Below are 18,350 nucleotides of genomic sequence, written 5' to 3'. Positions count from 1 at the left end.
ATCGGGCAGGGCGGATGGCCGCTTGCGGCGCGGCAACGCGTTGCCTGCGGCACGGTCCCCCGATTCGCGTATCGCTGCCCACCCCATGTCCGCCGCTTCCGACGATTTCGAACGCCAAGCCCTGCTGGAGCTGCGCGCCCTGCTCGACACCGACCCGGCCCGGCGCGCCGCAGGGATCGAGGCCATCGCCGACCCTGCCTTGCGCGTGCGGGTCGCGGCCCTGTTGGCGCAGGCCACCGGCGGCACGACAGCCGCGCAGGGAGGCGAGGCGGATTCCGATCCCATCGGCCCCGGGCACCGGCTTGGGCCTTACCGGGTGTTGGAACGGATCGGCCGCGGCGGCATGGGCGAGGTGTTCCGGGCCAAGCGCTGCGACGGCGCGTTCGAGCGCGAGGTCGCGCTGAAGTGCATCTGGGGCGGCTTGGCGCCGTTGGCCGAGCGGTTCCAGCGCGAGCGCGAGCTGCTGGCGCAGTTGCAGCATCCGGGGATCGCCCGCTTGTACGACGGCGGCGTCGCCGGCGATGGGCGGCCGTGGTTCGCGATGGAGCTGGTGCGCGGCGCGCCCATCACCGAGTGGTGCGATGCGCGCGAGGCCGCCCTAGAGCAACGGGCCGAGCTGTTGAGTCAGGTTTGCGCGGCGGTCGACGCCGCGCATCGGGCGCTGATCGTGCATCGCGATCTCAAGCCGGCCAACGTGCTGGTCGACGAGGACGGCCGGGTCAAGCTGCTGGATTTCGGCATCGCCAAGCAGTTGCAGCCCGACGCGGGCGAGCAGGCGCCGACCCTGGCGATGACCCCGGCCTGGGCCGCGCCCGAGCAGCGCGACGGCCGTCCGATCACCACCGCCACCGACGTCTATCAGCTCGGCCGCTTGCTGCGCGCCTTGCTGATCGGCGTGCCGGCGGCGACCGATATCGGGGGGCCGCGCGTGGCGGCGGCCTACCGCGCGTTGCGCCGGCGCGATCCACAGGCGGCTCTGCGGCTGGCGGCCGCACGCGCGACCACGCCGGCGCGATTGCAGGCGCGCCTGCGCGGCGACCTGGACTGCATCGCCGCGCGCGCCTGCGCCGAGGAGCCGGCGCAACGCTATCGCAGCGCCGCCGCGCTGGCCGAGGATCTGCAACGCTGGCTCGCGCGCCGGCCGGTGGCGGTGCGCGGCGAAGACCGCCTGTATCGCTTGCGCCGGCTGCTGCGCCGGCAGTGGCCGGCGTTCGCGGCGTCCGCCGCCGGCCTGGCGCTGGCCGTCGCGGGCGGGGTCTATCACCTGCAGCGGCTGGACCGCGAGCTGGTTCGGACCCGCACCGCGCGCGATGCCGCGACGGCCGCGCAAGGCCGGGCCGAGGCTCAGCGCGAGCGCGCCGAGGCCACCGCCGAGTACTTCGTCGACCTGTTCAAGCAGGCGCGTCCGCGCCAGACCGACGGCGGCGAGGTGTCGGCGCGCGAACTGCTGTCGGCCAGCCTGGAGCAACTGCTGAGCGACCGCGAGCGCGATCCGCGCGCGCGCGCCTCGTTGTTGGCCGCCAACGCGCGCGCCTGGGCCACCTTGGGGCGCATGCGAGAGGCCGACCGCGCTGCGGCGGCGGCGATCGGTCTGATGCAGACCGATCCGGGCGCCGATGCGGAGACGCTGATCAAGACCCGGATGCGCCGGATCGGCTATCTGCATCATCTGCAGCGTTCCGATCGCGCGCAGCAGGAACTCGATGCGGCGCTGGCGCTGGCGGCGAAGCGGCCGTCGCGCGATCCGGAGCTGGGGACCCAGTTGCAGCTGTGGCGCGCCAATCTGGCCAGCGAGCGCGACGACGCGCCGACCGCGCGCGATGCTTACGGGCAGGTACTGAAATTGACCGCGGCGGCGCTGCAGCGCCCGGCCGCCTGCCGCCTGCATTACGGCGCACTCGGCAACCTGGCGATGCTCGATATCGACCAGCACCGTCCCGCCGACGCCGAGCGGCGCCTGCGCCGGGCGCTGGAAATGATCGGCCCCTGCGGCATCCGCGACCGCGCCGACGGGCTGATCCTGCGCCGGGTGCTGACGGTGGCGCTGATCGATCAGGCGCGGATGGCCGAAGCGCGCGCGCTGGCGGACGACGTGGCGGCCCAGTCGCGCGCGCACTTCGGCGCCGACGACAGCTTTCTGCGCCATGCGCTGTATGTGCAGGCCTTGGTCGAACTGGCCGACGGCCGGGTGGACGCGGCACTGACACGGTTGCCCGAGGTCATCCGCGGCGACGCCGCGCATTTGCCGGCGCAGGCGCCGGCGCGACGCGATGCGCTGGGCTTGCAGGCGTTGGCCTGGATCGCTCGCGCAGACGCCGGCGAGCCCGGTGCAAGCGCCATGGCGATGTCCGACGCGGTGCCCGGCGCGGCCGCGGCCGCGGACCTGGCAGCCGCCGTGCGCGTCTTGTCGGCCGTCTCCACCGACGCGCCGGGCACTCCATCCGATCCGGCGGCCCGTTTCCATGCCCTGGCCTTGGCGTATGCACAATGCCGCCGACGGCCGTCGACGTCCCAGCACGAGGCCTTCGCCGCGGCGCTGCGCGCGGTCGGCGAGCTGCGTCCCTGGCGGGCGCGGCTGAGTCGCGACTGGTCCCGCCGTTGCGGTACCTCGGGGTAGGAGCGGCGCCAGCCGCGACCGCGTTGCGGCCGATCGCGCGGCAACGCCGATGGCTGGTGACCCCGTCGGCTCCCGGCAATGGCGCCGCGGCGGATGCATCGCGGCCGCGGCTCGCGCCGCTCCTGCCTCCTGTGGGGCAGAGAGCGGCCTCGCGATCGCCATGTCAGGTTCCGGCGCCTGCGCTCGTACCCCTCGATGCCGCGGCTGGAGGCCGCGGTCGTCCACATCGAGGAGTCACGATCATGAGTCTCAAGCCTTCACCCGCCCCCGCTCCCGCGGCCGATACGTCGCATCGCCGCCGCCGTGCGCCTGCCATCGCCGCGGCATTGGCCCTGGCCTGCGCCGGGCTGACCGCTCCGGCTGCTGCGCAGGACCGGGCCACCCTGTCCTCGTTCGCGCCGGCGGTGTACGCCGACGGCCTGCAACGCCAGTACTTGGTCAAGAACGGCCGCATCTACCTGCGCACCGAGCCGAACTGGAACGACTGGCAGAACATCTCCGCCGCGTTCAACGGCAGCCGCCTGGTCGGTTCCGGCGAAATCACCGCCTTCGACGCCGAGCGCTACAACGACGGCCTGCTGCGCCAGTTCCTGACCCGCGGCGGTCGCGTCTATCGCCGCATCCAGGCCGGCACCGACACCTGGCAGGCCTGGGAAAACATCGACAGCGCCTTTTCCGGCACCGGCGACGGCCGGATCGCCTCGTTCTCGGTTGCGGTCTATGGCGACGGATTGCAGCGCCAGTTCCTGGTCCGCGGCGGCAGCCTCTACCGGCGTACCCAGACCGCCGCCGGCGGCTGGCCGGCATGGGAGGACATCAGTTCGGTGGTGCACGGCGCCTGCGGTTCGGAGAGCCCGATCACGTCGTTCCACTCGGCCCTGTACCAGGACGGCAAACTGCGGCAGTTCGTGGTCTGCGGCAACCAGGTGCTGCGCCGAACCGAGCCGAACTGGAACACCTGGGAGAACATCAGCGGCCTGTTCGCCGGCGTCGGCCGCTCACCGAACGCGCGCGTCGACGAGCCGATCCACAAGCGGGTGATGGTGATCGAATACAACCCGACCATCGAGTACCGCCTGAACGGCCAGCGCATCGATCAGCCGCTGAACCAGGCGATGGGCTGGCGCGACCCGCGCGTGCTGGAGCAGCAGTACATCGAGTTCATCGAGCAGGCCAGCGACCAGGTCGTGCAGTACACCATCGCCGAGCACCTGCGCCTGGACGCGTTCCCGCCGCGCACCCGCAACCCGGTCTACACCGACGAACGCTATCAGCGCTGCCTGGCCGACGAGCCGGACAGTTGCCCGCGCGAAGAGGATTTCGACTACGTCGCCGCGTTGCGCGACTACGGTGTGTGCGAGCGCGCCAATCGCTATGAGATCGACGAACTGTGGCTGTGGGGCGGGCCGTACTTCGGCTACTGGGAGGCCAACATGACCGGCCCCGGCGCCTTCGACACCAACGGCGATCCGATTCCGCACACGCTGACCGGATGCAACGTCAAGCTCAACATCATGGGCTTCAATTACGAACGCGAGCCCGAGCGCATGCTCGAGGACATGGGCCATCGCGTCGAGGGCACGATGCAGCATCGTTTCGCCGACCAGTGGCGCAACACGTACGGCCCGCCGCCCGCGTCGATGCCGGGCCCGAATCCGCTGGAGCGCTTCACCATGCGCGGTTTCGACGTCGGCACCGCGGCCTGCGGCAACATCCACGGCAGCCTCAACGCGCCGACGTTCGATCCGGTCAACAACTGGTGGGGCTACGACTACACCAACCCGCACCGCGAGACCAATACCTGCGACGACTGGGAGCGTTATCCCGACCTGACCGGCGCGACCACGACCAACGACTGCAGCAAATGGGGCGGGCCGCGCTGCAGCTTCCCCGATGGCCACGCCGCCGCCGACCGCGGCTGGCATCTGTACTGGCTGGGCAAGATCCCCAACTTCGTCGGCAGCTATGGCGGCGTGCACAACGACTGGTGGTGGTACGTATTGGACTGGGACGCTGCGGTGGCGACGCCGCCGGGGCGATGAACACCCGCAGCCCGACGCTGTAGCCCCATCGGTACGACCGGCTGCAACCGCAGCCGGTCCGTTCCAGCCTCGCCTGTGCCGAGCCGGCTTGTGCCGGCCGGTTCGGTACGGTCGAATATCGTCATGTGAACGGAAAAGCCATCGCCTGTGTGCGATGGCGCGGAGGCGGTCCGCGCGAGCCGCAGCGGACTCAGCCGCGATCCACCATCGCCGCCAACTTCTTTGGCGCCAGCACGCAGTAGCTTTCGGCCAGCAGATCGGCGACTTCGTCCCAGTCGGTGCCGGCGTCCAGGGCGAGGCCGACGAGGTTGGCGAACCATACCGGGCGGAAAAACGGGGCGCGCCTGAAGCGCGGCGCGTCCGCGCGCGCCTGCGGCAGGCGGAACGTCAGCACCGTCAGCGGGCCGGGATGCCCGGCGGCCTGGGCATAGGCCGGCGGCCAGCCTTCGGCGATGGCGACCACGTGGGCGAAGTTCTTCTTGCCGACCATCCAGCGCGTGCCGGTCCAGGCGCGTTCTTGCCAGGCCTCCGGCAGGCCCAGGCAGATCGCCGAGAGGCGGGCGACGATGGCGGCGGCGACTTCCGGGTGCTCGGCCATGGCGACAGAACCCGCGATGGAGGAGATGGAGTGCCCGGCAGAGTAGCAAACGGACAACGCGACCGCGCCGGCCGGATTGCGCGCCAGCCGGGGCCGACTCAACCGCCGTCGTGCGGCGAATCGGCTCCTCGGGCTCCCAGTGCGGCGCGGAAATCCTCGACCAGCCGTTTGCGGCTGCTGCGCGGGTACTCCAAGGGCGAGAACGGCATCGCTGCGTCGGCATAGCGATCGATCAGTCCGCGCACGCGGGCCTTTTCCTGGTCCGGCCACGTCGACGCGGCCGGGTCGGCGTGCAGGGCGGTCAGCGTTTCCTGCAGCACTTCCTTCTCGGCGATCGCGCGCTCCGAAGAGGGATCGGCCACGCACAGGCTGTAGATGCCATCGACGAGCGCCGCCCACGCCTCGGCGGTGCGCGCATCGAGCCCGGCGGCGATCGGTTCGCCATTGTCGTCGAAGGCATCGCGCAAGCGGCCGATGCGGCGGTCGCAGTCGCGCAGGGCCGCGGCATAGCCGGAGCGGAACCGCGCCTGCAATTCGTCCTGCGCCGCCTGCATGGGGCGGTCGTCGCAGACCCGCAGGGCCAGCGCGACCCAGGCCGCGTTGCCGGGATGGAAATAATCGCCCGGGCGCGCGCCGCAGTCGGCGAACTCGCCGAACGCCGCCGAATGCAGGCGGCCCTGCGCGCAAACCGAATACGAAGGCGCGGGCACCAGCCGGTGGCGGACCAGCTCGGCCAGCGTCTGCGGTGTCGTCGCGCATGCGGCGGCCAGTTGTTCGGCCGAGCGGTAGTGGCGTTGCAGGTAGGCGTCGAGATCGGTCATGGCAAGGCGGAGGAACGATGCGGACGCCGGCACGGGCGTAGCGGAACGGCAGGGTGAACCGGGTTGCGCGCCTGCGCAAGCCTCGCGACTGCGACCGCCGCCTCGGCGATGGCGCGACGCCACCCGCATTCCGTTGCACGGGTCGAAAACGCCGATGGCGGCCGTCGCGGACGCATGCTCCAGTGTGCGGCACGCTCTCCATCCCGGAGAGCTTTCAAGGAGGAAACACGATGAATCGTTCGATCCGGACCGCGCTGGCCGCGGCGATGCTGGTGGCGGTCTGCGGCGCGGCCCAGGCCGGCCTGAAGTCCAACGTGCCGGTGACAGTGGAGAACAACCCCCAGGGCCATGCGTTCCGCGCCTATGGCATGGTCGGTACCGCACGCAACAGCGCCGACGGCAACCAGGTGATCGGTTGCGGCATCAGCGCCGTCGGCACGGGCAGTGCGGGTGCGGTCTGCGAGGCGCAGAACTCGGGCGGCCGCTACGTGCGCTGCATTACCTACAACGCCGCCATGGTATCGGCGGCGCAAGCCGTCGAAGCCGATTCCTATATCGAATTCACCTTCGACACCCAGGAAAACTGCACCAGCATCTACGTCGCCAACAGCTCTTCCAACGCGGTCAAGCAACCCTGACCCGGCGCCGGCGCCGCCGTTGCGGGGCGCCGGCTTTCACACCATCACCCGTCCGCCGGCGACGTCGAGCACGACCCCGGTGATCCAGGACGAAGCGGCGCTGAGCAGGAAGGCCGCGGCATTGGCGACGTCTTCGGGCTCGCCGAGCCGGCGCAGCGGGAACGCCGCGCGCATCTGCGCTTGCCGTTCGGGCGGCAGATGGGCGCGGGTGCGCTCGGTCAGCACCGCCGACGGCGACAGGCAATTGACGCGCAGGCCGCGCGGCCCGGTTTCCTGGGCGAGATGACGGGTCAGCATGATGACTCCGGCCTTGGCCGCGGCATAGCCGGCCGGTGCCCCGGCGGCGACGCGCGCGCCGGCCGAGGCCATGGTCAGCAGACTGCCGCGACCGCGTTCGAGCAGGCCGGGCAGGAAGGCGCGCAGGGTCAGGAAGGTCGCGGTGAGGTTGTGGTCGAGGCTCGATCGCCAGTCGCGCTCGTCGATATCCTGGACCGGAACCGGTTTGCCGCTGCCGCCGCCGGCGAAGGCGAGCACGCCGTCCGGTACGCCGAAGCGGGCCAGCACTTCGTCGCGCATACGCTGCGTCTGCGCCGCGTCCGCGCAATCGGCGCGCACCGCGATCGCGTCGGCGCCGGCCGCGCGGACCGCGGCCAGGCTGGCGGCCAGCGCGGCCTCGTCGCGGCCGACGATCGTCAGGCGCATGCCCTGGCCGGCGAGGGCGAGCGCGGTCGCCGCGCCGATGCCGCGCGAGCCGCCGGTGACCACGGCGGACTTGCCGCGCAGGTCCGGATAGATCGGCGCGCCGGCCGACGCGGCGCCCGCGTCTTCAGCAGGGCTCATAGGTCCGCACCTCGATGTTGTGGCCGTCGGAATCGTGGAAGTACAGCGCGTCGGCCCAGCCGCGCGCGCCGTACTGCGCCGCGACCCGGCCGTCGCGTACGAAGGGGCCGCCGCCGTGGGCGATGCCGAGCGCGCGCAATGTCGCCCGCACCGCCTCGAATCGCGCGCGGTCGGTGTGCAGGGCGAGGTGAGCGGGGTCGTGCGGCGCCTGCGGCAGCAGGTCGATCACGCAGTCCTCGCTCAGGCGCAAGGCCAGAAACGGCGATTCCCCGCGTTCGGCGATCAGCCCGAGCGTGCGCTGGTAGAACTCGGCGGACGTCGTCGGGTCGGCGACGCGCAGGATCAGATGGTCGAGCCGCAACATGCGAGCCTCGCTTTTTCGCAAGAGGAAACGGAAGAGGAAACGGACCTCGGTCGCATCGCTGGCTTGGTCGGCGGCCGCGGTCGTGACAGTCTAGGAAGCGGCCGCCGCGATCGCAGTCGACGATTCGGTATGCCGGGCCTACGCAAACGCATGAGCGAGTGGACGATGTCGATCGATTGGGACGATCTCAAGACCGTATTGGCGATCGCGCGCCACGGCACGCTCAGCGCCGCCGCGCGCGCGCTCGGCACCAGCCAGCCCACGGTCGGGCGCCGGCTGGAGGCCCTGGAGCAGCGGCTGGGCGCGAAGCTGTTCGACCGCGAAGCGATCGGCTTGCGCGCTACCGCGCTCGGTCATTCGCTGCTGGAAGGTCTGGAGCAGATGGATTCCGGGGCCGCGGCGGTGCAGCGCCAGGTCGCCGCGCGCGATACCGGCCTGTCGGGCGAGATCCGGGTCACCAGCCTGGATTGGCTCGGCGACGAGGTGGTGGCGCCGATGCTGGCGCGTTTCGGCGCCCTGCATCCGGGGCTGGAGATCGAGCTGGTCAACGACACCCGGGTCTACAACCTGGCCCGGCGCGAAGCCGATCTGGCGTTCCGCTTCGGCGCTTTCACCCAGGAGAACCTGATCGAGCGCCGCATCGGCGAAGCGGCGTATGCGCTGTACGCGGCCGAGGACTATCTGCAGCGGCACGGCCGGCCCGAGCCCGGCGACGGTTTCGCCGGCCACGCCGTGGCGTATCTGGACCGCGCCGCCGGCGAGGTGCCGCACGAGCAGTGGCTGCCGCCGCTGGCGCACGCGGCGCGCACGGTCCTGCGCTGCAACGGCTTGCGCGCGCACCTGGCCGCGGTGCGTGCCGGCGCGGCGATGGCGGTGCTGCCTTGCCTGCTCGGCGAGCGCGAGCCTTCGCTGCGGCGAGTGCCGCTGGCGCAGGCCATGCCGCTGCGCTCGGTGCGGCTGGGCTTTCACTCCGATCTGCGCGACACCCCGCGCATCCGCGCCCTGGTCGACTACGTGGTGGCGCAGTTCGCCGAGCTCGCCGACGAATTGAATCCCGCAATGAAAGAAGGGGCCGAGGGCAAGCGCGCCTGAACCCCTCCCTCGCCCATCCGTTGCACTAAGATGGTGCAATGCCCTCCGACCCCCAGCCCGCGCCCGACCTGAGCCAGGACAGCCTGACCACGCCGATGGCCTGGACCGATCCGGCCGGGGCGATCGCCGGCTGCAACTTGGCGTTCTCGCGTTGGTTCGGGATCGGCGCGCGGCGCCTGTTGGGCTGGCCCTTGGCGGGGTTGGACGCGGACGACGACGGCCGCCTGGCGCGGGCGTTGGCGCGCGCCGGCGGCGATGAGGCGCCGCTGCGGATGCGGCGCATGCGCCTGCGCTATGCCGGCGGCGAGGACCGCTTCGCCGACCTGTGGCTGAGCCGGCGCGACACCGGCGGCTGGCTGTTGGAAGCGCATCCGGTCGACGAGTTCCCCGGCGACGACCCGGCCTTGCTGCTGCCTTCGGCCTTGTCGGCCTCGTTGAAAGGCCTGGCGCACGAACTGCGCAATCCGCTCGCCGGCCTCAAGGGCGCGGCGCAGTTGTTGGGGCGGCGGATCGACGACCTGGAAGGGCGCGAGCTGGTCGAGCTGATCGACAGCGAAGTCGAGCGCCTCGCCGCTTTGGTCGATCGCTTGCTGGTCGCGACCCCGCCGCGGCCGCATGCGCCGCTGAACATCCACGCCGTGCTCGAGCGCGTGCTGCGCCTGGCCGAGGCCGACGCCGGCTGGGCGGTGCGGCTGGTGCGCGACTACGACCCCAGCCTGCCGGAGTTCTTCGGCGACGCCGACCGTCTGATGCAGGCGCTGTGGAACCTGGTGCGCAACGCGATCGAAGCCGGCGCCAGCCACGTCCATCTGCGCACCCGCATCGAGCACGGCGTGCGCATCGCCGACAGCGTGCATCCGATCGCCCTGCGCCTGGAAATCGTCGACGACGGCCGCGGCGTGCCCGAGGAACTGGCCGAGCAATTGTTCCTGCCGCTGGTGTCGGGCCGCGCCGAAGGCAGCGGCCTGGGGCTGGCGCTGGCGCAGCAGGTCTCGCGCGAGCACCGCGGTTCGCTGGCCTATCGCTCGCGACCGGGCCATACCGTATTCACCCTGCTGCTGCCGATGCAGATCGACGGCGGCGCCGAGGAGACGCGCCCGTGAGCGCCGCACGCATCTGGGTCGTCGACGACGACCGTTCGGTCCGCTTCGTTCTGGCCACCGCCCTGCGCGCCGCCGGCTACCGCGTCGACGAATTCGAGAACGCCGCCGATGCGCTGGACGCGCTCGATGCGCGCGGCGCGCCGGAGCTGCTGTTCACCGACGTGCGCATGCCCGGCGACGGCGGCCTGGTACTGCTGGAGAAACTGAAAGCGCGCGCGCCGGCGCTGCCGGTGGTGGTGATGAGCGCCTACACCGACGTCGCCAGCACCGCCGGCGCGTTCCGCGGCGGCGCGCAGGAGTTCCTGTCCAAGCCCTTCGATCTGGACGAGGCGGTGGCGCTGGCCGCGCGCACCCTGGCCGCGAACGGCGCGCCCGAGCCGGCGCCTGCGGCGGCCGAGGAGGCGCCGGCCGATACGCTGATCGGCGACACCCCGGCGATGCTCAACCTGTTCCGCGCGATCGGCCGCTTGGCGCAGGCGCCGCTGTCGGTGCTGATCACCGGCGAAACCGGCACCGGCAAGGAGCTGGTCGCGCGCGCGCTGCACCGCGAATCGCCGCGTTCGGCGCGGCCGTTCGTGGCCTTGAACACCGCCGCGATTCCGGCCGAACTGTTGGAAAGCGAACTGTTCGGCCACGAGGCCGGCGCTTTCACCGGCGCCCAGCGCCGCCACATCGGCCGCTTCGAGCAGGCCGACGGCGGCAGCCTGTTTCTCGACGAGATCGGCGACATGCCGTTGCCGTTGCAGACCCGGCTGTTGCGCGTGTTGGCCGAGGGCGAGTTCTTCCGCGTCGGCGGGCGCGAACTGATCCGGGTCGATGTGCGGGTGATCGCCGCGACCCATCAGGACCTGGAAAACCTGGTCGCGCAGGGACGCTTCCGCGCCGACCTGCTGCACCGGCTCGACGTGGTGCGGTTGCGCTTGCCGCCGCTGCGCGAGCGCCGCGCCGACGTGCCGCAGTTGGCCGAGCGCTTCCTCGCGGCGGCCGCGGCGCGCTTCGCCGCGCCGATCAAGCGCCTGTCCAAGCCGGCGCTGGAACGCCTGCTGGCGCACGACTGGCCCGGCAACGTGCGCGAACTGGAGAACGTGTGCTGGCGCCTGGCCGCGTTGGCGCCGGGCGAGACCCTCACCCGCGCCGACCTGGACGAAGTGCTGGACGTGGCCGAAGCGCCTACTGCGGGCGCGACGCAATGGGAACTCCAGTTGTCGGCCTGGGTGCGCGCGCAGTTGGCCGAGGGCCGCGCCAATCTGCATGCCGAGGCGCGCGAGCGCTTCGACCACGCCTTGCTCGAAGCGGCGCTGGAGCACACCGGCGGACGCCGCACCGAAGCGGCGGCGCGCCTGGGGCTGGGGCGCAATACGCTGACGCGCAAGCTTGGCCCGGGCCGGCGCGGCGCGTGAGCGGGGCAGCGGTTTACCGCGCTTGGCGGAATGCGAACCGCGTCCGGCCCGGCGCGGCCGCTGCCGACATAATCCGGACTAGCGTTCCGCTGCTGCCGTCGTCGCGGTCGCCAGCGCTGTCGCAGCCGGCGCTCGCGCGGGCGCGGCCGCGTCGACGGCGCTGCGGCATCCGTTTCACCGGCACTGAACCCCGCCGGGGCTAGCGTCGGAATTCCCCTCGCACGTGCGCCGTCCGAGTTGGCGCCGACAGGAGCCATTGCATGTTCCCGATCCTGCGCACCGCCTCGATCGCCGTAGCCACGCTCGCGCTCGCCGCTTGCGGCGGCCAGCCCGTCAAGAAGCCCACGCCGCCGCCGGGGCCCAGGCCGGTGTCGACCGCGCAATCCGCGGTCGCGGTGATGGCCTCGGCCTCCGGCAGCCTGGTCAGCGGCAAGCTGACCCTGCGGCCGATGGGCGACGGTGTGCACCTGACCGGCGAGATCGGCGGCCTCGGCGCCAACCGCAGCCACGCCATCCACATCCACGAGAAGGGCGATTGCAGCGCGGCCGACGCCAGCAGCGCCGGCGGCCACTTCAATCCTTCCGGCCAGCCGCACGGGCAGGTCGGGCACGGCCCGCACCACGCCGGCGACATGAACAACCTGGTCGCCGACGCCGAGGGCGTGGCCAAGGTCGATGTGCACGCCAGCGGCGTCACCCTCGGCGGCGGCGCGATCAACGACGTCGCCGGCCGCGCGGTGATCGTGCATGCCGCCGCCGACGACTACGCCAGCCAGCCGGCCGGCAACGCCGGCGCGCGCCTGGCTTGCGGCATCATCAAGATCGCGCGCTGAGCCGGCGACTGCGCGCGGCATTCGCGCCGCGCGCGCCGGGCGGTCGAAGCGACCGGCTGTCGTGCGCTGCGTCGTCATCGGCCATGCCGAGCTGAGCCGCGCCGTCTTCGGCGCGTTGTTCTGAGCTCGCCGTCTGGGCATGCTGTTCCGAGCACGTTGTTCTGAGCCCGCCGCCTTAGCCCGCTATGTTGAGTACGCCGCCATGAGCCGATTGCGCATTCGCGACGCCGTCGCCGCCGACCGCGACCTGATCGCCGACTGGATGGTCGCGATGGCCTGGGAGACCGAGCACAAGCGGCTCGACCCGCCGACCGTGCAGGCCGGCGTGGGCGCCGGCCTGGCCGATCCGGCCAAGGCGCGCTACTTCGTCGCCATGCGCGAGGCCGAAGTCGCCGGCCACGAGACCATCGCGGTGCCTGCGGGCACCTTGATGCTGACCCGCGAGTGGAGCGACTGGCGCAACGGCGACTGGTGGTGGATCCAGAGCGTGTACGTGGCCGCCGAGCATCGTCGTCAGGGCGTGTACCAGGCCCTGCACAGCCACGTCGCGGCCCTGGCCCGGGCGACGCCCGGCGTGGTCGGCCTGCGCCTGTACGTCGAACGCGGCAATGCCGCGGCGCAGCGCACCTACCGGGCGATGGGCATGGACGACGCGGGCTACGACATCTACGAGCAGGGCACCTGAGCGATCGCCGGTGCGGCGGCGCTTCCTGTAGGAGCGGCGTAAGCCGCGACAACCGAAGCGGCGCGATGCCACGCATGCTGCCGAAGACCGGCGCTCCATGGCGTAGCGAACAAAACCGCCGCGGGTCCGGGCTTCGGTTGCGGCGCTCACGCGCGCCGCTGCGGCGGTCGCGGCTTACGCCGCTCCTACAGGCGGCGGGCGCGTGGCTTCGATCTGAGGCGACGGCCTTGGGCTTTCTGCGCGTCCCGTGACCTTACAGCGCTTCGCGCTCGGCCGGGCCGTCGCAGTGGACGAAGGTGACCGGTACGGCGTGGGCGCCGAGCACGGCCGAGATCTGGCGCAGGCGCGCTTCGAAATGCTGGTAACGGCGGTTGAGTGTCTGCCGGCATTCCTCGGTATTGCACGGCGCCTCCGGCGCGTAGCGGGCGTGCCAGGCGGCCGGCGAGAACAGAGCGATGCGGGCCTCGCCTTCGCTGTAATGCACCAGCGGCTCCGGCGGCGCGTCCAGCCATTCCTCGCCCTCGGGTTGGAGCAGGGCGGTTTCCAGCAACGGCCACAGCGCGCCCAGGCCGGCGTGTTCGTACTGCATCGCCATCATCGCGGCGAGGTCGTGCACGGTCAGGTAGCGCGCATGCTCGACCTGCAGGCCGAATGCGGCCTGCGCGGCCAGGGCGGTATCGGCGCCGGCCATGCCGTTTTCGAGCAGGTTGGATTCGAGCAGATCGCCGACCCGGGCCACGGTGGCGGCGTCGCCGCCGAGCAAGAACGGCACCAGCCGCAGCGGGCCGCCGGCATAGTCGGGCGAGGGCGTCAGCGCGCCCGGCAGTTGCGCGTCGTGGGCGCCGAAGGCGATGACCCGGCCGGCCGGCGTTTCGGCGTGGCGCTCGCGCGGCGCGTTGGCGGCCAATTGGTCGAGCTCGCGGTGCAGCGGCCAACCCGGGCGCAGCAATTCAACCGGGTCGTAATGGGCGCCGACGGTGATCAGGTCCAGCCCGGCGCTGTCGGCGGCGAAGCCGGCCAGGTCGCGGGCGATCTTTTCCGCCAGGGCGCCGGCGTCCTGGCGCGGCAGCGCGGCGCGGTCGACCGTGGCATCGCCGCGGAGCTCCAGGGCGAGGGCGCCGAGGACGTGCAGGGGCGCGGATCGACCGCTGGCGGAGGGGCTGGCAGGGCTCATGGTCACCGAGGATACGCTGGCGTTTGGTAGAGCGCGTGTGCGGCGCTACACTGAGCCCCATTATGCCCGCTCCGCCATGGCGGGCCGTCCCGAATCCCCCGCGAGGTGTGCCGATGCGTCCAAACCGTCCCGTCGCCGTGCTCGGTGGCGTGCGTATTCCGTTCTGCCGCCAGAACACGGCCTATGCGGACGTGGGCAATCTGGGCATGTCGGTCCGCACCCTCGGCGCGCTGGTCGAGAAATTCGGCCTGCACGGGCAGCAGCTCGGCGAAGTCGCGATGGGCGCGGTGATCAAGCACAGCAACGACTGGAACCTCGGCCGCGAGGCCGCGCTGTCCTCCGGGCTGTCGCCGCTGACCCCGGGCATCACCCTGCAACGCGCCTGCGGCACTTCGCTGGATTCGATCATCACCATCGCCAACAAGATCGCGGTGGGCCAGATCGAGGCCGGCATCGGCGGCGGCTCGGACACCACCTCCGACGTGCCGATCGTGTACGGCAAGCAGTTGCGCCGGCGCCTGCTCGAAGCGGCGCGGGCCAAGACCACCAAGGACAAGCTGGCCGCGTTCAAGGGCTTCCACCTGCGCGAGCTCAAGCCCGAGTTCCCCGGCGTCGCCGAGCCGCGCACCGGCAAGAGCATGGGCGATCACTGCGAGGACATGGCCAAGCAGTGGAACATCTCGCGCGACTCGCAGGACGAGTGGGCACTGTCCTCGCACCAGAAGCTGGCCGCGGCGTATGAGCGCGGCTTCTTCGACGACCTGGTGGTGAGCTTCCGCGGCGTCTCGCGCGACAACATCCTGCGTCCGGACAGCTCGCTGGAGAAGCTGGCCACGCTGAAACCGGCGTTCGACAAGACCTCCGGCCGCGGCACCCTGACCGCGGCCAACTCGACCCCGCTGACCGACGGCGCCGCGGCCTGCCTGCTGGCCTCGGAGGAATGGGCCCAGGCCCACGGCCACGAGGTGCTGTGCTACTTGCGCGACGCGCAGGTGTCGGCGGTCGATTTCGTCCACGGCGAAGGCTTGCTGATGGCGCCGACCGTGGCCGTGCCGGAGATGCTCAAGCGCAACGGTTTGAGCCTGCAGGACTTCGACATCTACGAGATCCACGAGGCCTTCGCCGCGCAGGTGCTGTGCACGCTGCGCGCCTGGGAGAGCGAGGAGTACTGCAAGAACCGCCTCGGCCTGGACGCGCCGCTGGGCAAGATCGACCCGGCCAAGATCAATCCCAACGGTTCCTCGCTGGCGGCCGGCCATCCCTTCGCCGCGACCGGCGCGCGCATCGTCGCCACCGCGGCCAAGGAACTCAAGCAGCGCGGCGGCGGCCGCTGTCTGATCTCGATCTGCACCGCCGGCGGCATGGGCGTGGTGGCGATCCTGGAGCGTTGAGCGCTTCGCCCCGAGCTTCGCCCCGGATCGTCACGGAACGCCCCGCCATCGCGGGGCGTTTTCGTATCCATCGCGATGGCCCCGCCCCCTGTAGGAGCGGCGTGAGCCGCGACCGCCGAAGCGGTGCAATACCACGCAGGGGCCAAAGCCGTTGACCTGCATGCGAACGGCGAAGCGCCGCATATCCGTGCTTCGGCGGGCGACGCTTGCGCACCTCGCTGCGGTTGTCGCGGCTCACGCCGCTCCTACAGGTGGGGTTTGGCTTCGCTCGATGACGAAGGCTCAGGGGTTTTCTGCGCGTCCCTTGGTCGCGGCTCACGCCGTTCCTGCAGGCGGTCGCCTCGGCGACGCGCTACGCCGGCCCGCCGCGGCTGCGGCCGGGCACGTAGGCCGGCGGCCAGTTCGTCGGCAGCGTGCCCTTGGCCTGCATTTGCGCCACCAGCGCCTGCTCCAGCAGCCATTGCTGGTCCCGGTACGCCGGGTCGCCGGCCAGGTTGCGGTCCTGCTGCGGGTCGGTGCGGTGGTCGTACAACTCCCAGTCGCCGCCCTGGTCCGGCTGGTCCTCCGGCGGCAGGTAGACCGCATAGGTCCATTGTTCGCTGCGGATCGCGCGGATCGTGCTCGGCCCGGCGCCGCCGATATCGTCGTAGGTGAAATGCACCTCGTCCTGCACCGAAGCCTCGGGATCGGCCAGCGCCGGGCTCAGGTCGCGACCGACCAGGTCGGGAAACTGGTCGGCGACGCCGAGCAGGGACGCCAGGGTCGGCAGCAGGTCGACCGAACTGGCCAGGCACTGGCTGCGCTGCGGTCGCGGCCAGGCGATCGGATTGGAGAACAGCAGCGGCACGTGCAGTGCCTCGTCGTAAGCGTTGACGAATTTCTCCACCAGCCCGTGCGAGAGCCCGAGTTCGCCGTGATCGGCGAAGCGCACGATCAGGGTGTTGTCGATCTGCTCGCGGCTCATCGCGTCCAGCAGCTGCAGGATCTGCGAATCCACGTACTCGAGCAGATAAGCGTAGAAATCGACGAAGTCCTGCTGCTGCGCCCCGGTTGCGGCCATCGCGCTCCAGGCGTAACTGGCCTGCGCGCGCGGTTTGCCGGCGAGGTCTTCGCCGGCGTTGGCCGGCACCGACGCACCGCTGGCGCCGTACACCGTGGCGTCGTAGTAGGTCGCGGCCAGGTCGAGGAAGCCCAGATGCGAGTCGTGCGGATTGACCAGCGATACCACCAGGCAATAGGGCGACGGCGGCGGCGCGGCGAGGAACTTGAGCGCGTCGGCCAGATAGCGCTGATCGTTCTGGTTCGGCGCGCCGGGCGACGGCGGCGCCGTGGCCAGGGTGCCGCCGCCCAGATAGGTCGGGCCCAGGCTCAGCCCGGCATCGTTCGGGTCCCAGTCGGAAAAGCCCCAGCGGCTCAGATCGTTCGGGCTGCTGCCGGGCTCGTTACCGCCGAGCAGATGCCATTTGCCGATCCAATAGCAGCCGTAGCCGGCGGCTTGCGCGACGGTGGCCAGGTTGGGCAGCACGTCGGGCAGCGGCAGCGAATCGGCGCCGGTGGTGGTGCAGCCGGTGACCGCGGGGTACTGGCTGGTCAGGAAGGTCGCCCGGCTCGGCGTGCACATGCAGGCGCCGGTGTAGGCGCGATCGAAGCTCAGGCCATGCCCGGCCAGGCGCCGCATCGCCTTGAGCCGGGCGCCGAGCTTGGCCCGGTAGGGTTCGGGCCACTGCGCCAGGCTGCGTTCCTGGTCGGTGATGATCAGCAGCAGGTTCGGCTGTGCGCCGTAGCGGAACAGATCGCTCAGGGCCATGAGGGGCGCCGTGTCGGGGAATGTGGGATCAAACGTAACGCCCCGCGCCGACGGGTCGCCGCCGGGCCGGGACGGGGGGCAATATGTGCGTGCCGTCACGGCCGGGCGAGCCACCGCGGCGTCCGCTGCGGTGCCGGTCGTCGCACGACCCCGGCTCGCCCTCTCGCGCGTTCTCTGACACGTCCCCCGCACGACAAGGAGTCGTCATGTCCCGTCCGTTCGCCCTGTTGCTGTTGATCCTGGCCGCCTCGCCGGCGCAGGCCCTGACCTTCGCCGACCAGACCCTGGTCTGCCCGATCGATGGCAAGTCCTTCACCGCCCGGGTGATGAGCTCGGGCACGTCGTTCGGGCGCTACTTCGACACCCGCCCGTTCGGTCCGATCGCCGCGCCGGCGCCGCTGCCGGCCTGCCCGGGCAACGGCTTCATCGTGGTCGAGCAACGCGAATACAGCGCCGAGGAACTGACCAGGCTGCGCGCCTTCGTCGCCTCCGAGGAGTACCGCGGCTGGATCGCCAACGAGACGCCGTACTACCGGCTCGCGCGGCAAATGGCGTTCGCCGGCGCCAGCCCCGACGCCGCCGCCAACGTCTGGTTGCAGGCGACCTGGGACGCCGATGCCGAACGCTATCCGCGCTATGCCGAGCAAGCCTTGCAGGCCTGGCGACAGCGCGCGCAGCGTCAGGCCGGCAGCGAGGAGGGGGTGCATGCGCGGTTGGTGGTCGGCGAACTGCAGCGGCGGCTGGGTCGCTTCGACGAAGCGCGCGCGAGCTTTCTCGCCGTGCGCGCCGATCCGGCCCTGCAGCGGGTCGAAGACGCCGAAACCCGCGACTACCTCGGCCAGATCGTCGCGGCGCAGTTGCAACTGGTCCAGGCGCGCGACACGCGCAACGCCCGCCTCGACGACGACGGCGCGATCGTCCATTTCTGAGCCCCGGCGCGGGCGC

16 protein-coding genes are annotated in these 18,350 nt (G+C 71.5%); 10 read left to right on the top strand and 6 right to left on the bottom strand.

Annotated features, from left to right (window positions below; all coding sequences use genetic code 11):
• Nucleotides 1-85 precede the first annotated feature (85 nt).
• Nucleotides 86-2,617 (top strand): serine/threonine-protein kinase, encoded by a 2,532-nt coding sequence (locus tag V2J18_RS20960; RefSeq protein WP_336132788.1) that lies wholly within the window; start codon nucleotides 86-88, stop codon nucleotides 2,615-2,617.
• A 242-nt stretch (nucleotides 2,618-2,859) separates the two neighbouring features.
• Nucleotides 2,860-4,659, top strand: coding sequence for a PLL family lectin (locus V2J18_RS20955; protein ID WP_141233538.1), 1,800 nt, complete (start codon nucleotides 2,860-2,862; stop codon nucleotides 4,657-4,659).
• A 190-nt stretch (nucleotides 4,660-4,849) separates the two neighbouring features.
• On the opposite strand, the gene V2J18_RS20950 is transcribed toward V2J18_RS20955, so the two are convergent.
• Nucleotides 4,850-5,257 carry an MmcQ/YjbR family DNA-binding protein gene (locus V2J18_RS20950; protein ID WP_064749111.1) on the bottom strand — a complete coding sequence of 136 codons (408 nt, stop codon included), beginning with the start codon at nucleotides 5,255-5,257 and terminating at the stop codon, nucleotides 4,850-4,852.
• Nucleotides 5,258-5,355: 98 nt separating this feature from the next.
• The gene (locus V2J18_RS20945) at nucleotides 5,356-6,078 is read right to left on the bottom strand and encodes a DUF6058 family natural product biosynthesis protein (protein WP_064749110.1); all 723 of its coding nucleotides are present in this window, start codon (nucleotides 6,076-6,078) and stop codon (nucleotides 5,356-5,358) included.
• A 230-nt stretch (nucleotides 6,079-6,308) separates the two neighbouring features.
• Between V2J18_RS20945 and V2J18_RS20940 the strand changes: the two genes are divergently transcribed.
• Entirely contained in the window at nucleotides 6,309-6,716 is a 408-nt protein-coding gene (locus V2J18_RS20940; protein ID WP_336132785.1) for a hypothetical protein, read from the top strand.
• 36 nt (nucleotides 6,717-6,752) lie between these two features.
• On the opposite strand, the gene V2J18_RS20935 is transcribed toward V2J18_RS20940, so the two are convergent.
• Nucleotides 6,753-7,556, bottom strand: a complete 804-nt coding sequence (locus tag V2J18_RS20935) for an SDR family NAD(P)-dependent oxidoreductase (RefSeq protein WP_064749108.1) — start codon at nucleotides 7,554-7,556, stop codon at nucleotides 6,753-6,755.
• On the bottom strand, nucleotides 7,543-7,920 hold the full coding sequence (locus tag V2J18_RS20930; protein WP_336132783.1) for a VOC family protein: 378 nt from the start codon (nucleotides 7,918-7,920) through the stop codon (nucleotides 7,543-7,545). The genes V2J18_RS20935 and V2J18_RS20930 overlap by 14 nt, the downstream gene beginning before the upstream one ends.
• A 150-nt stretch (nucleotides 7,921-8,070) precedes the next feature.
• Here V2J18_RS20930 and V2J18_RS20925 point away from each other — a divergent pair, with 150 nt between their 5' ends.
• From V2J18_RS20925 to V2J18_RS20905, 5 genes are all read left to right on the top strand, one after another.
• On the top strand, nucleotides 8,071-9,012 hold the full coding sequence (locus V2J18_RS20925) for a LysR family transcriptional regulator (RefSeq protein ID WP_336132781.1): 942 nt from the start codon (nucleotides 8,071-8,073) through the stop codon (nucleotides 9,010-9,012).
• 38 nt (nucleotides 9,013-9,050) lie between these two features.
• Nucleotides 9,051-10,115 (top strand): two-component system sensor histidine kinase NtrB, encoded by a 1,065-nt coding sequence (locus V2J18_RS20920; protein WP_064749105.1) that lies wholly within the window; start codon nucleotides 9,051-9,053, stop codon nucleotides 10,113-10,115.
• The gene (gene ntrC, locus V2J18_RS20915; RefSeq protein WP_336132780.1) at nucleotides 10,112-11,515 is read left to right on the top strand and encodes a nitrogen regulation protein NR(I); all 1,404 of its coding nucleotides are present in this window, start codon (nucleotides 10,112-10,114) and stop codon (nucleotides 11,513-11,515) included. The genes V2J18_RS20920 and ntrC overlap by 4 nt, the downstream gene beginning before the upstream one ends.
• Nucleotides 11,516-11,775: 260 nt before the next feature.
• Complete coding sequence (locus tag V2J18_RS20910) at nucleotides 11,776-12,348, top strand: superoxide dismutase family protein (RefSeq protein WP_336132779.1); 573 nt, start codon at nucleotides 11,776-11,778, stop codon at nucleotides 12,346-12,348.
• A 202-nt stretch (nucleotides 12,349-12,550) separates the two neighbouring features.
• Nucleotides 12,551-13,033 carry a GNAT family N-acetyltransferase gene (locus V2J18_RS20905; protein ID WP_064749102.1) on the top strand — a complete coding sequence of 161 codons (483 nt, stop codon included), beginning with the start codon at nucleotides 12,551-12,553 and terminating at the stop codon, nucleotides 13,031-13,033.
• A gap of 253 nt (nucleotides 13,034-13,286) precedes the next feature.
• Here the strand turns inward: V2J18_RS20905 and V2J18_RS20900 are convergent, their stop codons facing one another.
• Nucleotides 13,287-14,207 (bottom strand): hypothetical protein, encoded by a 921-nt coding sequence (locus V2J18_RS20900; RefSeq protein ID WP_336132778.1) that lies wholly within the window; start codon nucleotides 14,205-14,207, stop codon nucleotides 13,287-13,289.
• A 113-nt stretch (nucleotides 14,208-14,320) separates the two neighbouring features.
• Between V2J18_RS20900 and V2J18_RS20895 the strand changes: the two genes are divergently transcribed.
• On the top strand, nucleotides 14,321-15,598 hold the full coding sequence (locus tag V2J18_RS20895; protein ID WP_064749100.1) for an acetyl-CoA C-acetyltransferase: 1,278 nt from the start codon (nucleotides 14,321-14,323) through the stop codon (nucleotides 15,596-15,598).
• A gap of 352 nt (nucleotides 15,599-15,950) precedes the next feature.
• Here V2J18_RS20895 and V2J18_RS20890 read toward each other — a convergent pair whose 3' ends face one another.
• Nucleotides 15,951-17,405: a sulfatase family protein gene (locus V2J18_RS20890; RefSeq protein WP_336132777.1), complete on the bottom strand. Its 1,455-nt coding sequence runs from the start codon at nucleotides 17,403-17,405 to the stop codon at nucleotides 15,951-15,953.
• Between the two features lie 206 nt (nucleotides 17,406-17,611).
• Here V2J18_RS20890 and V2J18_RS20885 point away from each other — a divergent pair, with 206 nt between their 5' ends.
• Complete coding sequence (locus V2J18_RS20885; protein WP_336132776.1) at nucleotides 17,612-18,334, top strand: tetratricopeptide repeat protein; 723 nt, start codon at nucleotides 17,612-17,614, stop codon at nucleotides 18,332-18,334.
• Nucleotides 18,335-18,350: the final 16 nt, after the last annotated feature.

It is taken from the genome of Lysobacter firmicutimachus (assembly GCF_037027445.1).
Lineage (GTDB): Bacteria > Pseudomonadota > Gammaproteobacteria > Xanthomonadales > Xanthomonadaceae > Lysobacter > Lysobacter firmicutimachus.
This window is presented reverse-complemented; position numbering and strand designations above follow the sequence as displayed.

Bases quoted from the DNA above. Each gene is read 5' to 3' on its own strand.
- V2J18_RS20910 (WP_336132779.1), top strand. From the start codon at position 11,776: ATGTTCCCGATCCTGCGCACCGCCTCGATCGCCGTAGCCACGCTCGCG.
- V2J18_RS20935 (WP_064749108.1), bottom strand. From the start codon at position 7,556: ATGAGCCCTGCTGAAGACGCGGGCGCCGCGTCGGCCGGCGCGCCGATC.
- V2J18_RS20895 (WP_064749100.1), top strand. From the start codon at position 14,321: ATGCGTCCAAACCGTCCCGTCGCCGTGCTCGGTGGCGTGCGTATTCCG.
- V2J18_RS20885 (WP_336132776.1), top strand. From the start codon at position 17,612: ATGTCCCGTCCGTTCGCCCTGTTGCTGTTGATCCTGGCCGCCTCGCCG.
- V2J18_RS20905 (WP_064749102.1), top strand. From the start codon at position 12,551: ATGAGCCGATTGCGCATTCGCGACGCCGTCGCCGCCGACCGCGACCTG.
- V2J18_RS20940 (WP_336132785.1), top strand. From the start codon at position 6,309: ATGAATCGTTCGATCCGGACCGCGCTGGCCGCGGCGATGCTGGTGGCG.
- V2J18_RS20950 (WP_064749111.1), bottom strand. From the start codon at position 5,257: ATGGCCGAGCACCCGGAAGTCGCCGCCGCCATCGTCGCCCGCCTCTCG.
- V2J18_RS20955 (WP_141233538.1), top strand. From the start codon at position 2,860: ATGAGTCTCAAGCCTTCACCCGCCCCCGCTCCCGCGGCCGATACGTCG.
- V2J18_RS20930 (WP_336132783.1), bottom strand. From the start codon at position 7,920: ATGTTGCGGCTCGACCATCTGATCCTGCGCGTCGCCGACCCGACGACG.
- V2J18_RS20960 (WP_336132788.1), top strand. From the start codon at position 86: ATGTCCGCCGCTTCCGACGATTTCGAACGCCAAGCCCTGCTGGAGCTG.
- V2J18_RS20900 (WP_336132778.1), bottom strand. From the start codon at position 14,207: ATGAGCCCTGCCAGCCCCTCCGCCAGCGGTCGATCCGCGCCCCTGCAC.
- V2J18_RS20890 (WP_336132777.1), bottom strand. From the start codon at position 17,405: ATGGCCCTGAGCGATCTGTTCCGCTACGGCGCACAGCCGAACCTGCTG.
- V2J18_RS20945 (WP_064749110.1), bottom strand. From the start codon at position 6,078: ATGACCGATCTCGACGCCTACCTGCAACGCCACTACCGCTCGGCCGAA.
- V2J18_RS20920 (WP_064749105.1), top strand. From the start codon at position 9,051: ATGCCCTCCGACCCCCAGCCCGCGCCCGACCTGAGCCAGGACAGCCTG.
- V2J18_RS20925 (WP_336132781.1), top strand. From the start codon at position 8,071: ATGAGCGAGTGGACGATGTCGATCGATTGGGACGATCTCAAGACCGTA.